Genomic DNA, 13952 nt, shown 5'->3' with positions numbered 1-13952 from the left:
CCCGCATGTCGCTTCGCTCATGCGGGCTACGTGGTCTCGCTCCGTCGAAATCGCGGAGCCGTCAGCGGCAGCCATGATCCTGCGCGGCACGCGCGGCGATCGCGGCGCGCCGCTTGAGGAACTCACGCTCGCGCGAATTGCCGGCCAGCGCGGCGGCGGCCTCGAACGCAGCATGCGCCTCCGCGAAACGGCTCAGCTTATGCAGCAGATCGCCGCGCACGCTCGGCAGCAGATGATAGGATTTCAGCGCCGGCTCACCCGCGAGACCGTCGACGATCGCGAGCGCGGCGAGCGGCCCCTCGGCCATGCCGATCGCAACCGCGCGGTTGAGCTCGATCACGGGAGAATCCAAGAGCGCGGCGAGGTCGCCGTAGAGCGCGGCGATGCGGTGCCAGTCGGTCGCATCAGGCGTGCCGGCCTCGGCGTGGCAGGCGGCGATCGCGGCCTGCAGCACATAGAAGCCGCCGGCGCCGCCGAGCTCGCGGGCCCGCGCCAGCGCGAGCTGCCCGCGGCGGATCTGCAGGCGATCCCACCGCGCGCGGTTCTGGTCCATCAGCAGGATCGGCTCGCCGGACGCATCGGTACGTGCCGCCATCCGCGAGGCGTTGAACTCCATCAGCGCCAGCAGCCCGTGCGCCTCCGGCTCCGATGGCGCGATCGAGGTCAGCACGCGGCCCATGCGCAGCGCCTCGTTGCAGAGCTGCGGCCGCAGCCATTCGTCGCCGCTTGCCGCGGTATAACCCTCGTTGAAGATGAGGTAGACGACCTCGAGCACGGAGGCGAGCCGCTCGGACAGTTCCTCGCCGCGCGGCGTCTCGTAGGCAAGGCCTGACTCCGACAATGTGCGCTTGGCGCGCACGATGCGCTGGGCGATGGTCGCCTCCGCCTGCAGGAAGGCGCGCGCGATCTCCTCGGTGGTGAGGCCGCAGATCATCCTGAGCGCCAGCGCGGCGCGCGCCTCCCGCGACAGGCGCGGATGGCAGGCGGTGAAGATCAGCCGCAGCAATTCGTCGCCGATATCGTCGTCGAGCGCGGAATCGAAGTCGGGCATGGTCTCCTGCTCCCGCGTCAGGTCGTGCGCAATCACGCCGTGCTTTTCGGCCAGCATGCGGTTGCGGCGCAGATGATCGAGCGCGCGGCGCTTGGCCGTCGCCATCAGCCAGGCACCGGGCTTTTCCGGCACGCCAGCGGCCGGCCAATGCTCGAGCGCGGCGACCAGCGCTTCCTGGGTCAGGTCCTCGGCGAGCGGCACATCACGCAGCATCCGCGACAGGCTGGTGATCAGCCGCGGCTGCTCGATGCGCCACACACCGAGGATGGTGCGCTTGACGTCGTCGACCGTCATGGCGGCCACCGGCATCCGGCTGAGGAGGCCATCAGCACTCCATGAAGGGGCGAACCTCGCATGACAATTCCCAGTCCGGCATGTGGTCGAGATGAAGCTGCATGAACTCGACGCCGCGCGCCACCGCCTCCTCCTTGTCCTTCAGCTCGAAGATGGCGTAGCCGCCGACTACCTCCTTGGCTTCCATGAAGGGACCGTCGGTGACGGTGAGCTTGCGATCCTTGATCCGCACCTCCGCGCCCGCCGTGCGCGGCAGCAGCGCGCCGGTATCGAGCATCCGGCCGGCCGCGATCTCGCGTTCGGCCAGCTTCCGGATCGCCTCCCTCAACGCGGGATTCGGCAGCATCGGCTTCTCGGCCACCAGGACATACATGAAGCGCATCGCTTGTCCTCCGCTTACGCACCGCACTGGCCGGCGAAACCTGCAAAGGCGCGAACCTCGCAGGTGCCTTCCCAGCCCGGCATGTGAACCTTGTGCAGCTGCATGAACTCGACCGCGAGCGCGATCGCTTCCTCCTTGCTGTGGACGTCCGAGATCGCGTAGCCGCCGATCACTTCCTTGGCCTCGACGAAGGGACCGTCGACCACGCTGAGCTCACCGCCGACCAGGCGGACCTGCGCGCCGGTGGCGAGCGGCATCAGGCCGGCATTGTCGATCATGCGGCCGGCCTTGATCTCGCGGTCGGCGAGCTTGTGCATGGCCTCCAGCAGCTCCGGGGTCGGCTGCTGCGGCGGCTGGGACGAGGTAACGATCGACATAAAGCGCATGAATTGCTCCTGTTTCAGGCAAGCCGCGGGACGGTCGCGGTGAAAAATCGGCTCGCTATGGAGGACGACGATCCGGGGCGGCCCGGATCGACAGGGGCAAGGGAATTATTTTGGAGCTGTGAGGGTGCAGATCGAAAGCCGAGACGGCTCCACCCCGATCGTCGTCCCTGCGAAAGCTAGGGACCCATAACCACAGGGGTGAGTTGCCGAAACGAGCTGTGGCCACAGCGTTGCAACCAACCTGCATGGTGGCTATGGGTCCCTGCTTTCGCAGGGGCGACAGCGGTTTTGTGGCCCGGCCAACGGACCCGCCACGTCGCTCCGGATATGTGTGAGCAGCGACCTACTGTTCCCGCAGCATGATCAGCGGGTCGGCGCTGTCGGGGACGCGGCGCCACTGGGCGTTGTCGTCGGCCTCGAACTGCCAGGTCTGGCCCTTGGCCGACATCAGGATCATCTGGCCGTGATCGAGCCGCCACATGGTCGGGTTGAAGGCCGCGACCGCGGGATCGCATTTGCCTTTCAGGAACACCTGGAAATTGTCGTTGCCGGCGTCGGTGTTGGTCAGCACCAGCGTGCAGATCGCCTGGCCGTTGCCGCGGACCATCGACCAGTCGCCGATCATCTGGTCCATCGATTTGGCGAGCGAGCGCGCCGCGGCAAGGTTTTGCAGGATGTAGACGCCCTCATTGGTGCGCATCCCTTCGAAGATGCCGGTCTCGACTTCGGTGAAATCGATCACGGTCTCGCCGGCGGCATTGTGCAGCCGCACGATGTCGCCGAGGCCCTTGATGCTCCAGCCGGTGATGTCCTTGGTGAAGGGCAGCGCGGCCGCGCAGGCGGGCTCGAGCTCGAGCTTGAAGCCTTGCGGCGCCGTATCGCCCTTCAGCGTCACGACGCAGGTCTTGCTGCGCTCGGTGGTGGCGAGCTCCCACTGCCCGATCATGTCCTTCTTCAACGTCGTGACGTCCTGCGCCGCCACCGGACCGCACGCGGCCAGCAGCAGACACAGCACGGCGTTGAGGCGGGACAACGACATCAGCGATTCTTGACAGGCGTTTCGGCAACCGGCGTCAGCGGCGGCTTGCCGGCGAACCAGTTCTTGATGTTGTCGACCACGAGCTGGTCCATCGCGTTGCGCGTGACCACCGAGGCCGAACCGATATGCGGCAGCAGCACGACGTTCTGCATCGCCTTCAATTCGTCGGGCACGTTCGGCTCGGCCGCGAACACGTCGAGACCTGCAGCCAGGATGGTGCCGGACTTCAGCGCCGCGACCAGCGCCGGCTCGTCGACCACCGAGCCGCGCGCGACATTGATCAGCACACCGCGCGGGCCGAGCGCCTTCAAGACGTCGGCATTGATCATCTTCGCGGTCGAGGCGCCGCCCGGCACGATGACGATCAAGGTGTCGACCGCCTTCGCCATCTCGATCAGATCGGGATAGTGCTTGTAGGAGACGTCCTTGGACGGATTGCGCGAGTGATAGGACACCGGCACCCGCGACGCATCCAGCCGGCGCCCGATCGCCTGGCCGATCCGGCCCATGCCGACGATGCCGATCTTGCGGTCGCGCAGCGAGCCGACGCTGAGCGGATAATTCTGGGTCTGCCACAGCCCGGAGCGCACATAGCGGTCGGCCTTGACGAATTCGCGCAACGTCGCGATCAACAGGCCCATCGCGACGTCGGCGACCTCCTCGGTCAGCACGTCGGGCGTATTGGTGACCACAATATTGTGATCGCGCGCATAGGCGGAATCGACGTGGTCGTAGCCGACGCCGAAGCTGCCGACGATCTCGAGCTTCGGAAACAGCGCCAGCGCGGTCTTGTCGGTCGCCATCGTATGATAGGTGACGGCGATGCCGCGGATCTTGGCCAGCGTATCGGGCGTCAGCCGCTCGAGGTCGCCGCGGCTCTCGGCGCGGTGCAGCACGTATTGATCGGGAAAGCCGTTTTCGAGGATTGGCCGGATCGGTCCATAGATCAACAGATCGATCTTTTCGGAAGAAATCGGGGCCATCAACTGTCCTTTCCTAACGCGCTTTCATGCCAACGTCGCAGCAACAAATGCGAAACTAGCGCCAGCAACCCATAAATGACAATCCCGGCCAGCGATAGCAGCAGAAGTGCTGCGAACATGCGGGGAATATTCAGCCGGTAGCCTGATTCAGCGATCCGGAAGGCGAGGCCCGAGCCGGCGCCGGCGCTGCCCGCCGCGATCTCCGCCACCACGGCGCCGATCAGCGACAGCCCGCCGGCGATGCGCAGACCGCCGAGGATATAGGGCAGCGCCGCGGGCAGCTTCAGGAACAGCAGCGTCTGCAGCTGTGAGGCGCCATAAAGTTGAAACAATCCGGCGAGGTTGCGATCCACCGAATTGAGGCCGAGCGTCGTGTTCGACAGCACCGGAAAGAACGCCACGATCCAGGCGCAGACGATCACCGCGGTCTGCTGCTGCAGATAGATCAGGAGCAGCGGCGCGATCGCGATGACGGGCGTGACCTGCAGCACCACCGCATAGGGAAACAGCGAATACTCCAGCCATTTCGACTGGTTGAACAATAGCGCCAGCACGATGCCGCCGATGGCCGCGGCAACGAAGCCTTCGAGCGTGGTCAGCAGCGTGACGCCGAGCGATTGCGACAGGATAGGCCAGTCCGCAACCAGTGTCTTCAGCACCAACAGCGGGCTCGGCAGCACATAGGGCTGGATGCCATAGCCGCGGACGATGGCTTCCCAGAGCACGAGGCCAGCGGCAAACACCGCGACCGGAAGCAGAAAACGGACGAGGTCTTGCGGAGACTTCATGCGCCCGCCTGCCCCGCATAGGATGGCGCCAGTGCATTGGAGACCTCGCGGCAGAACGCGGCATATTCAGCCGAGGTGCGGAACTCCTCACCGCGCGGTTCCGGCGAGCTGATGCGAAACTCCGCGCCGATCCGGCCCGGGCGGGCGGTCATCACGATCACACGCTCGGAAAGATAGACCGACTCGAACACCGAGTGCGTCACGAAGATGACGGTCTTGTGCAGGGTGCGCCACAGCGACAGCAGGTCGTTGTTGAGGCGAAACCGCGTGATCTCGTCGAGCGCCGCGAACGGCTCGTCCATCAGAAGGACATCCGGATCGGTAACCAGCGCGCGCGCCAGCGACACCCGCATCTTCATGCCGCCGGACAGTTCGCGCGGATAGGCGTCGGCAAACTCCGCAAGCCCGACCTGATCCAGCGCCGCATCGATGCGGGCGTCGGCGTCGGTCGCAGGCAGCCGGGCGAGCTTCAGCGGCAGGCGAACATTGTCGCGCACGGTAGCCCACGGCATCAGGGTCGGCTCCTGAAATACGAAGCCGATGCGGTGGCTGCCGCGCTGCTCGGCGCCATGATGCGAGACCTCGACCGTGCCGGCGCTTGGCGTGGCGAGACCTGCAATGAGACGCAGCGCAGTGGACTTGCCGCAACCGGAGGGCCCGAGCAGCGAGACGAACTCGCCTCGCCGCACATCGAGGTCGAGCGGCCCGAGCGCCCTCACGCCACTGTCATAGGTCTTGCTGACGCCGCGCAGGCGCACGGCCGACGCTGCATCAGATCCAGACAACGCAGGTCCCGCCATCGTCCGTCCGCACCCGTCAGTTCTTCGGCCGGAGTTCGGCGCCGACCGCCTTGTTGACGAAGCGCAGCGTGTAGCCCTGGCGATAGTCGATGCCGCTCTTGACCACGCCGGCCCGCACCATCTTGTCGAAGAAGCTCGCCATCCGCTCATCGGTCATGGCGCCGATGCCGTTCTTGATGGAATCGCCGGAATCGACGATGCCGTGCTCGCGCATCTTGGCGACGCAATAGGCAAGCAACTCGTCGTTCATGTCGGGATTGAGCGTCTTGATCATCGCATTGCCGGCCGAGTTGTCGCCGTAGACGTAGTGGTACCAGCCGACGATCGAGGCATCGACGAAGCGCTGCACGAGGTCAGGCTTCTTGTCGACCAGATCGCGGCGGGTCTCGATCAGCGTCGAGTAGGAGTTGAAGCCGTAATCGGCGAGCAGCAGCACGTTCGGCTTGAAGCCGGCGGCTTTCTCGACCGCGAATGGCTCCGAGGTGACGTAGCCCTGCATCGCGGTCTGCTTGTTCACGATGAAGGGCTGCGGGTTGAAGGTATAGGGCTTCACCTTGTTCTCGTCGAAACCGTATTCGGACTTCAGCCACTGGAAGTAGCTGGTAATGCCCTCCTTCGAGATCAAAAGCGTCAGCGGCTTCAGATCCTCGATCTTCGTGGCCTTGACCTCGGGATGGGTCAGGAAAACCTGGGGGTCCTTCTGGAACATGGCGGCGACGGCGACCAGCGGCACATTGTTGGTGACGGCGTCGAAGGTCTGCAGCGAGTTCGCGCTCATGAAGAAGTCGAGCTTGCCCGCGATCAGCAGCATCCGGTTGTTCTCGTTGGGACCGCCCGGCACGATGGTGACGTCGAGGCCGTATTTCTTGTAGGTGCCGTCGGCGAGCGCCTGGAAGAACCCACCATGCTCGCCCTCGGCGACCCAATTGGTGCCGAACGAGACCTTGTCCAAGGTCTTGTCCGAGCTCTGCGCCCGCGCCGGGGCAAGCGCCGCGGCAACGCAAAGCGTGGCGGTCAGAAGGCTTGTGGTTAACGCTCGCAGCAAAAAGGCCGGGATCATGGTTGGACTCCGTCGATCATTATGGCCCATGATGGAAGGCGGGAAGACGTGGACCGCGCCCGGAGACGCGAACCCGTTATGATGTTAAACAAACTAGCCTGCAAATCCATCCCGTGAAACGCTTGTATTGAAACGACCGGCTTGATGACTTCTCAGCTTCCGCCCCGCGACTGGACCGCCATCCACTGGCCCGATATGGCCAAGGATACGGCCGCGCGCTGGATCGCGGTGCTGCCGCTGGCCGCGACCGAGCAGCACGGGCCGCATCTGCCGCTCGGAACCGACGTCATGATCGGCGAGGCCTATCTTTCGCGGGTGCGAGAGTTGCTGCCGGCGACCGCCCCCGCCACGTTCCTGCCGTTGCAGCCGGTTGGCATCTCAACCGAGCACATCGATTTTCCGGGTACCTTGACCTTGCCGACCGACGTGGCGCTGAAGAGCTGGATGGCGCTCGGCGAGAGCGTGGCGCGCGCCGGCGTCAGGAAGCTCGTGATCGTGACCAGCCATGGCGGCAATTCCGCCGCGATGCAGCTGGTTGCGCAGGATCTGCGCGCGCACCATCAGATGCTGGTGGTGACCACGAGCTGGTCGCGCTTCGGCGCGCCCGACGGACTGTTCGACGCCGGCGAATTGCGCCACGGCATCCATGGCGGCGCGGTCGAGACCTCGATCATGCTGGCGAAATATCCGCACGCCGTGCGCAAGGACGCGATCGCGGACTTCAAGCCGGCAAGCGTGCAGATCGAGAAGGATCACCGCTTTCTGTCGACGCAGCGGCCGGCGCCATTCGCCTGGCAGGCGCAGGACCTCAATCCGAGTGGTGCGATCGGCGATGCGACCCAGGCCTCGGCCGAGAAGGGTGAGAAGCTGATCGAGCACGGCGCGCACGCGTTCTGCGAGCTGCTCGCCGACGTCGACAGGTTCGATCCCAGCGTGTTTCGCGGCCACTGACCGAGAGCGTTTTCGAGCGAAGCGGGTACCGGTTCGCGTGAAGAAAACGCGTCGGGATCAGAACTGCTTCGTCCGGGCAGACGCGACGAAACAATTCGCGAAACCATATTTCCGCCCCGATCTTCGAACCGGAACCGGACAGCCTCCGTCCAACGGGCATGCGGACCACACCGGCGCCGCCCCACACAGGATGGAGTATTCCATGTCGATCAAGACCAAGCTCGCCGCCCTCGCCCTCACCGCGCTCGCCGTGACCGGCACCATCGCGTCCACGACGTCGCAGGCTGAGGCGAAGCCCTACGGCTGGGGCTGGGGCGTTGGCGCAGGTCTCGTCGGCGCCGCCGTCGTCAGCAGCGCGATCGCGGCCAGCGACGGCTATTACTACGGCGGCGGCTATCGGCGCTGCGGCTGGGTGCGCCAGTTCGACGCCTACGGCAATTACATCGGCCGCGTGCGCAGCTGCTACTACTGATCGACACAATTCTTAAGGTTGCGGATCCTGTGTTCGGCACGGGTCCTCATCCACCCCGTGTCGCAACCGACCCGTCCGGCCATCCCCCCGGGCGGGTCAATTCTTGAACACGTCCATCACAGATACTTCGCGACCAGCCTGAAATCGCGCAGCACGGCACGGCCCTTCGGCCCCGATGCCTTCAGCGTCTCCTCCAGGCTGTGACCGATGTGATCGTGGATCAGCGCCTTCTTGGCGCTCTCGATCGCGCTCTCCACCGCCTGCAATTGCTGGGCGATCTGCGCACAGGGCCGGCCCTGCTCGATCATCTCGACGATGGTGTCGAGATGGCCGTTGGCGCGCTTCAGGCGCCGGGCGATCGCAGCGTGTGGATGGTCGTCGGACATCTGGGTCTCCTATCCTCCCCGGAGGATAATCATGATCCTCCCCGGAGGATAGCGGAATCGGCTTGACAGGCCATTGTCGCCGGCGTAGTGCCCCATGGACCGGAACGTTCGTTCCGCGCCGGGGGTTCTATCTCCGGAGACAAGTCGATCCACGAGCCAGCACAGAAGGCACATGGGCAGTAGCAACTCAGGCGACAGTAGTCCGGCGATGCCGGGACTGGTGACGCCGCAACACAGCAAGACTGATCGCGCAGATCTCGCCTGCGTGGACGGGTGGTCGCGCCCAAGCTGACCACTGCTCCTCACCGGCCTGCCGCGACCAGCGGAAGTGGAGGTGAGCGATGTTCGAAAAGCTCGCAAAATTCCGGCAAGCAAGCCCGCGGCGCGTTGTCGAGCCGCGGCGCATGCCGCCGCCGGCTGCCATTCATTGCAATGACAACCTGCCGGGCTTTCGCCGCCTGGCGGGCCGCCGCCGGCGTCCAACCCCGGCCTGTCATTGGGTCCTGATCGACGGCCGCCTGGAATGCCGGTGGACCATCGACGACACCGGCGGCGATCTCGATCAGCAGCGACGCGCGGGCCAGCGTTTCGGCCCGCGCGCAACAGCCACGCGCCACGCCGCGGCAAAGCCGCGGCTGTGCGCTTAGGCCGACCGTGAGGGCGGGCTTGATAACGACGGTGCTGCCGCTCCCTCTCCCCGTTCTTACGGGGGGAGGGTTGGGTGAGGGGCCGCCTCCGCGCACACGGTGATAGCTGAGTTCGCGGAAGCCCCCCGCACCCGGATCGCATCTGACCATGCGATCCGACCTCTAAGAGCGAGCTTCGCTCGTCTCGACCCCGCACGCGGGGCGAGGTGAAGCGGCGCCCGCTGCTCGGTCGGAAGTAGTCGTCTTGGTTTAGGAGGCCGACATGGACGAAGGACCTAGTTGCCCCGTTGCGCAGCATTCAGGCGCGGCAACGGGATTCTCGATCTGCATCACATCTGGAAATGCCGCTGCTCACGGTAGCGGAGACGTGCGCGCCTGACGACGCCCGCGTCCCTCCCGCCGTGCCGAAAGGCGGCGAGGAGACGCGAAATGACCGAAAGCAAGACCACACAAACCGCCATTCTCGATAGCGCGCATGCCGGCGACATCCACGGCGCGCTCGGCAGCATCGCTCGCGACGACACCGCGCCGCGCGCGACCTTGCTGGCCCGGCTGAAGACACTGCTGGCGATCGTCGGCCCCGGCCTGATCGTGATGGTCGGCGACAACGACGCCGGCGCGTTCGGCACCTATACCCAGGCCGGACAGAATTACGGCACCACGCTGCTGTGGACGCTGCTGCTGCTGATCCCCGTGCTGTACGTCAACCAGGAGATGGTAGTGCGGCTCGGCGCGGTCACCGGGGTCGGCCATGCGCGGCTGATCTTCGAGCGCTTCGGCAAGTTCTGGGGCGCCTTCAGCGTCATCGACCTCTTGGTATTGAACGCGCTGACCATCGTCACCGAGTTCATCGGCATCACGCTCGCGCTTCATTTCCTCGGCGTCTCGCGGTTCTGGGGCGTGTTGGCCTCGGCTGCTATCGTGATGCTGGCGGTCTCGACCGGCAACTTCCGCCGCTTCGAACGCTTCGGCATCGTGCTGGTCGCCGGTAGCCTGCTGCTGGTGCCCGTGATCCTGATGGCGCATCCGCCGATCGGGCAGATCGCCTCCGACTTCTTCGTGCCGAAGATGCCGCAGGACGCCAAGCTCAGCGAGGTGATGCTCTTGATCGTCGCCATCGTCGGCACCACGGTGGCGCCGTGGCAATTGTTCTTCCAGCAGAGCTACATCGTCGACAAGCGGATCACGCCGCGTTTCATCCGCTATGAGCGGCTGGATCTGTGCATCGGCATCGTGCTGGTGGTAGTCGGTGCCGTCGCGATGATCTCGTTCTGCGCGGCAGTGTTCGCAGGAAAGCCCGAATTCGGCAATTACACCGACGCGCTGGGGACCGCGGTCGGCCTCGAGACATATGCCGGCCGGCTGCCGGCGGTGCTGTTCGCCCTTGCGCTGCTCGATGCCTGCATCATCGGTGCTGCGGCGGTCTCCCTCGCGACCGCCTATGCGATCGGCGACGTGTTCGCGGTCAAGCACTCGCTGCACCGCAAGCCGTGGGACGCGAAGGGCTTCTACAGCGTCTATTGCGGCCTGATCGTGCTCGCGGCGGTGCTGGTGCTGACGCCGGGCACGCCGCTCGGACTATTGACCAACGCGGTGCAGACGCTGGCCGGCGTGCTGCTGCCGAGCGCGACCGTGTTCCTGCTGCTGCTGTGCAACGACCGCCACATCCTCGGGCCCTGGGTCAATTCCGTCAGGCTGAACCTGTTCACCGGCGCGGTAGTCGCGGGGCTGGTGATGCTGTCGGTGATCCTGACCGCCGCGGTGCTGTTCCCCGATCTCGGCGAGACGTGGATCATCGGCATCCTGATCGGCGGCAGCGTGCTTGCGCTCGCGATCACGGCGGCCGTCAAGCTGTACGAGTTGTCGTCGCGCCGCAACGCGTCGTTCCGCTTCAAACGCAAGCCCTCGCTGGTCGACCCCGACAGCTGGCGGATGCCGCCGCTCGACCGGCTGCCACCGGCGCGGCTCAGCCCGCTGAGCCGGATCTGGATGATCGTGCTGCGCGGCTATCTCGTCGTCGCCGCCGGCCTCGTGCTGCTGCGGATCGTCCAGCTCGCCACGGTGGGAGCGTGACCGCGCGCAGTCGCGGCCGGCGATGGAGCGATCGTGCTGCTCAGGCTGGCGAGCGCCATCCTGCGCGGCGCGGCCGCGCTCCACCGGAACCGCACTATCTCAAACGCCGGGCTGCGGACGGCGCTGTCGATGGCGCGATGTATCGAACGGGCCGGCGCGCGGGTCGTGCTCGGCAGGGCATCGCAGCCGGCATTCATCAACACAAAGCACGAGGACAATGGCGGCATCGATTGAACGGTCGGGTCGCGACCGGTTTGCCACGGACACGCGGCCGATCGCCGCCGACGTGGCCTGCCGCCTCGCGCTGTTACGTGACTGTCACGGTGGCGTGCAAATCGGAACGGTATCGGGCGCGCCTCAGTTGCTATTGCGAATGATTTGCAATAAGAAGCAGGGGATGCTAGGTGCTGATCTGGCTTTGGATGGGACGACACAGATCGGACCGGGGACGGCGGGCGATGATTTCAAATCTCGGGTGGCAAGCGGCCACCAAATCTGCAGTGATGCCGGGCGAAACCGCCACTCGTTCGCGGAAAGCCGCGTCATGACCTGCGTCCGCCTCTTCCGGGTCCAGATCGCCGCCGGCGCAGCGCTCGGTGCGGCAACCTTCGGCGCGCCGGCGACCGCGGCCGATCTGGCGCTCAAATCCCCCGCCGCCAGGGCGGTCTACAGCTGGACCGGGTTCTATGTGGGCGCCCATGTCGGCTATGGCGACGGCACGCTGGGTCCCGGCACCAACCCGATCCTGGAACAGGGCGTGTTCTTTCCGCCCACCATCACCGGCGGGATCGGCGGCTTCCAGGTCGGATACAACAAGGAATTCGCCAACCGCTTCGTGCTCGGCGTCGAGGCGGATGCGACCTTCACCGGCCCGACCGACCTGCCGCGGCGAGTGCTCGGTCCCTTCAATTCGTCGATCGACTATGTCGGCACGCTGCGCGGCCGCGCCGGCTACTCTTTCGGTACCTGGATGCCTTACGTGACCGGCGGCTTCGCCTGGGGCCACAGCCAGGTTCGGATCAACGACGCCGCGGGCGAGGTGATCTCGGAGCCCGGCCAGTACCAGACCGGCTGGACCGTCGGCGCCGGCGCCGAATTTGCGGTGAGCGGCAATTGGACCGCCAAGGTCGAATACGACTATGTCGACCTGTCGCGCCGCACGCTCGGCCTCAATGATTTCGGCATGCCCGGCGTCAGCATCGACCCGCGTATTCATTTGCTGAAATTCGGCCTCAACTATCAGTTCGGCGACTCGCCATGGTCGGCGACGCCGACGCGCACCGCGCTGCCTGAATCGAGCGACTGGAGCGTGCACGGCCAGACGACGCTGCTGCCGCAGACCTATCCGTCCTTCCGTTCGCCCTATGCCGGCACCAACAGCCTTCCCGGCGCGGGGCAGTTGCAGCAGACCTGGACCACGACGGCGTTCCTCGGCGTGCGGCTCTGGGAAGGCGGCGAGTTCTACTTCAACCCGGAAACCGCGCAGGGCTTTGGCCTCAACGGCACGCTCGGCCTTGCCGGCTTCTCGAACGGCGAAGCGCAGAAGGCCGGCGCGCCGTTCCCGAAAATCCGGCCGCAGCGCTACTACTTCAAGCAGACCTTCGGCTTCGGCGGCGAGCAGGAAGACGTCGCCGACGGCCCCAACCAGATCGCCGGCAAGCGTGACATCGACCGGCTCACGCTCGTGGTCGGGCGCTTTGCGGTCGGCGATTTCTTCGACGGCAATTCCTACGCCAAGGACCCGCGCGCCGATTTCATGAACTGGGCGATGTGGGCGTCCGCCGCCTACGACTTCCCGGCCGACCTGCCCGGCTATACCCGCGGCGCGGTGGTCGAGCTCAACCGCAAGGATTGGGCGGTGCGCGCCGGCGTGTTCCAGGTGCCGAACGCACCGAACAGCGACGTTCTGGTGTTCGACACCGGCGGCGCCGTGGTGGAATTCGAGGGCCGCTATTCGATCTTCGACCAGCCCGGCAAGCTGCGCGTCGGCGTGTTCGGCAACCGCGGCAACACCGGCAATTATCGCCAGGCGCTCGCCATCGAGGATGCCAATCCGGGGCTCGACATCAACGACGTGATGGCCGGCATCCGCAAGGACAATCTGAAATACGGCTTCTATCTGAACGGCGAGCAGCAGATCGCAAAGGATGTCGGCCTGTTCGGCCGCCTCAGCTGGAACGACGGTCAGAACGAAATCCTGTCGTTCACCGATGTCGATCGCAGCGTCTCGGGCGGCCTGTCGATCAAGGGCAGCAGGTGGGGACGGGCGAACGACACGATCGGCATCGGTGGCGCGATCAACGGGCTGTCATCAGCGCATCGCGACTATCTTGCCGCCGGCGGCCTCGGTCTGCTGATCGGCGACGGCGCGCTGAACTACAGCCCGGAGCGAATCTTCGAGACCTACTACGCCTATCAGGTGAACAAGAACCTGACGCTGACCGCGGACTATCAGTTCATCACCAACCCCGCCTACAACGCCGACCGCGGCCCGGTGCACATCTTCTCCGGCCGCATCCACGGCGAGTTCTGAACGCGCCATCTTCCAACGTCGTCCCGGCGAAAGCCGGGACGACAGCAAATTTGCCGCGCCGTTCTTCTCAATGATGTCTCGGAGGTGGTTCGATAGAGCAAACGCTC

15 protein-coding genes are annotated in these 13952 nt (G+C 65.6%); 6 read left to right on the top strand and 9 right to left on the bottom strand.

Annotation, left to right across the window (positions count from 1 at the left end):
• Positions 1–61: 61 nt before the first annotated feature.
• From AKL29_RS01100 to AKL29_RS01065, 8 genes are all read right to left on the bottom strand, one after another.
• Positions 62–1345, bottom strand: a complete 1284-nt coding sequence (locus AKL29_RS01100) for an RNA polymerase sigma factor (RefSeq protein WP_050382700.1) — start codon at positions 1343–1345, stop codon at positions 62–64.
• A 31-nt stretch (positions 1346–1376) separates the two neighbouring features.
• Positions 1377–1727 carry a YciI family protein gene (locus tag AKL29_RS01095; protein ID WP_050382448.1) on the bottom strand — a complete coding sequence of 117 codons (351 nt, stop codon included), beginning with the start codon at positions 1725–1727 and terminating at the stop codon, positions 1377–1379.
• Positions 1728–1741: 14 nt separating this feature from the next.
• Positions 1742–2113 (bottom strand): YciI family protein, encoded by a 372-nt coding sequence (locus AKL29_RS01090; RefSeq protein WP_028337595.1) that lies wholly within the window; start codon positions 2111–2113, stop codon positions 1742–1744.
• Between the two features lie 343 nt (positions 2114–2456).
• Positions 2457–3152 carry an AprI/Inh family metalloprotease inhibitor gene (locus AKL29_RS01085; protein WP_050382446.1) on the bottom strand — a complete coding sequence of 232 codons (696 nt, stop codon included), beginning with the start codon at positions 3150–3152 and terminating at the stop codon, positions 2457–2459.
• Complete coding sequence (locus AKL29_RS01080; protein ID WP_050382444.1) at positions 3152–4135, bottom strand: 2-hydroxyacid dehydrogenase; 984 nt, start codon at positions 4133–4135, stop codon at positions 3152–3154. The genes AKL29_RS01085 and AKL29_RS01080 overlap by 1 nt, the downstream gene beginning before the upstream one ends.
• Entirely contained in the window at positions 4135–4923 is a 789-nt protein-coding gene (locus tag AKL29_RS01075; RefSeq protein ID WP_050382442.1) for an ABC transporter permease, read from the bottom strand. Before AKL29_RS01075 ends, AKL29_RS01080 begins: the two co-directional genes overlap by 1 nt.
• Positions 4920–5723, bottom strand: coding sequence for an ABC transporter ATP-binding protein (locus AKL29_RS01070; protein WP_050382439.1), 804 nt, complete (start codon positions 5721–5723; stop codon positions 4920–4922). Before AKL29_RS01070 ends, AKL29_RS01075 begins: the two co-directional genes overlap by 4 nt.
• A 16-nt stretch (positions 5724–5739) precedes the next feature.
• Complete coding sequence (locus AKL29_RS01065) at positions 5740–6783, bottom strand: ABC transporter substrate-binding protein (RefSeq protein WP_050382438.1); 1044 nt, start codon at positions 6781–6783, stop codon at positions 5740–5742.
• 144 nt (positions 6784–6927) lie between these two features.
• Between AKL29_RS01065 and AKL29_RS01060 the strand changes: the two genes are divergently transcribed.
• The gene (locus AKL29_RS01060; RefSeq protein WP_050382434.1) at positions 6928–7734 is read left to right on the top strand and encodes a creatininase family protein; all 807 of its coding nucleotides are present in this window, start codon (positions 6928–6930) and stop codon (positions 7732–7734) included.
• Positions 7735–7936: 202 nt separating this feature from the next.
• Positions 7937–8206: a hypothetical protein gene (locus AKL29_RS01055; RefSeq protein WP_050382698.1), complete on the top strand. Its 270-nt coding sequence runs from the start codon at positions 7937–7939 to the stop codon at positions 8204–8206.
• Between the two features lie 116 nt (positions 8207–8322).
• Here the strand turns inward: AKL29_RS01055 and AKL29_RS01050 are convergent, their stop codons facing one another.
• Entirely contained in the window at positions 8323–8592 is a 270-nt protein-coding gene (locus AKL29_RS01050) for a metal-sensing transcriptional repressor (RefSeq protein WP_016840607.1), read from the bottom strand.
• Between the two features lie 341 nt (positions 8593–8933).
• Between AKL29_RS01050 and AKL29_RS01045 the strand changes: the two genes are divergently transcribed.
• From AKL29_RS01045 to AKL29_RS01030, 4 genes are all read left to right on the top strand, one after another.
• Positions 8934–9239, top strand: coding sequence for a hypothetical protein (locus AKL29_RS01045; protein ID WP_050382425.1), 306 nt, complete (start codon positions 8934–8936; stop codon positions 9237–9239).
• A 429-nt stretch (positions 9240–9668) separates the two neighbouring features.
• Positions 9669–11312 (top strand): NRAMP family divalent metal transporter, encoded by a 1644-nt coding sequence (locus tag AKL29_RS01040; protein WP_050382423.1) that lies wholly within the window; start codon positions 9669–9671, stop codon positions 11310–11312.
• A gap of 33 nt (positions 11313–11345) precedes the next feature.
• The gene (locus AKL29_RS01035) at positions 11346–11546 is read left to right on the top strand and encodes a hypothetical protein (protein WP_050382422.1); all 201 of its coding nucleotides are present in this window, start codon (positions 11346–11348) and stop codon (positions 11544–11546) included.
• Positions 11547–11856: 310 nt separating this feature from the next.
• On the top strand, positions 11857–13845 hold the full coding sequence (locus AKL29_RS01030) for a carbohydrate porin (RefSeq protein WP_050382420.1): 1989 nt from the start codon (positions 11857–11859) through the stop codon (positions 13843–13845).
• Positions 13846–13952: the final 107 nt, after the last annotated feature.

Source organism: Bradyrhizobium pachyrhizi (assembly GCF_001189245.1).
GTDB classification, from domain to species: Bacteria; Pseudomonadota; Alphaproteobacteria; order Rhizobiales; family Xanthobacteraceae; genus Bradyrhizobium; species Bradyrhizobium pachyrhizi.
Note: the sequence above shows the minus strand (reverse complement) of the source record. Positions and strands in the feature narration are given on the sequence as shown.

What these genes read in the sequence shown, in the direction of transcription:
- AKL29_RS01050 (WP_016840607.1), bottom strand. Translation starts at nt 8,592, where the DNA reads ATGTCCGACGACCATCCACACGCTGCGATCGCCCGGCGCCTGAAGCGC.
- AKL29_RS01090 (WP_028337595.1), bottom strand. Translation starts at nt 2,113, where the DNA reads ATGCGCTTTATGTCGATCGTTACCTCGTCCCAGCCGCCGCAGCAGCCG.
- AKL29_RS01040 (WP_050382423.1), top strand. Translation starts at nt 9,669, where the DNA reads ATGACCGAAAGCAAGACCACACAAACCGCCATTCTCGATAGCGCGCAT.
- AKL29_RS01055 (WP_050382698.1), top strand. Translation starts at nt 7,937, where the DNA reads ATGTCGATCAAGACCAAGCTCGCCGCCCTCGCCCTCACCGCGCTCGCC.
- AKL29_RS01030 (WP_050382420.1), top strand. Translation starts at nt 11,857, where the DNA reads ATGACCTGCGTCCGCCTCTTCCGGGTCCAGATCGCCGCCGGCGCAGCG.
- AKL29_RS01075 (WP_050382442.1), bottom strand. Translation starts at nt 4,923, where the DNA reads ATGAAGTCTCCGCAAGACCTCGTCCGTTTTCTGCTTCCGGTCGCGGTG.
- AKL29_RS01095 (WP_050382448.1), bottom strand. Translation starts at nt 1,727, where the DNA reads ATGCGCTTCATGTATGTCCTGGTGGCCGAGAAGCCGATGCTGCCGAAT.
- AKL29_RS01045 (WP_050382425.1), top strand. Translation starts at nt 8,934, where the DNA reads ATGTTCGAAAAGCTCGCAAAATTCCGGCAAGCAAGCCCGCGGCGCGTT.
- AKL29_RS01080 (WP_050382444.1), bottom strand. Translation starts at nt 4,135, where the DNA reads ATGGCCCCGATTTCTTCCGAAAAGATCGATCTGTTGATCTATGGACCG.
- AKL29_RS01085 (WP_050382446.1), bottom strand. Translation starts at nt 3,152, where the DNA reads ATGTCGTTGTCCCGCCTCAACGCCGTGCTGTGTCTGCTGCTGGCCGCG.
- AKL29_RS01060 (WP_050382434.1), top strand. Translation starts at nt 6,928, where the DNA reads ATGACTTCTCAGCTTCCGCCCCGCGACTGGACCGCCATCCACTGGCCC.
- AKL29_RS01065 (WP_050382438.1), bottom strand. Translation starts at nt 6,783, where the DNA reads ATGATCCCGGCCTTTTTGCTGCGAGCGTTAACCACAAGCCTTCTGACC.
- AKL29_RS01070 (WP_050382439.1), bottom strand. Translation starts at nt 5,723, where the DNA reads ATGGCGGGACCTGCGTTGTCTGGATCTGATGCAGCGTCGGCCGTGCGC.
- AKL29_RS01100 (WP_050382700.1), bottom strand. Translation starts at nt 1,345, where the DNA reads ATGACGGTCGACGACGTCAAGCGCACCATCCTCGGTGTGTGGCGCATC.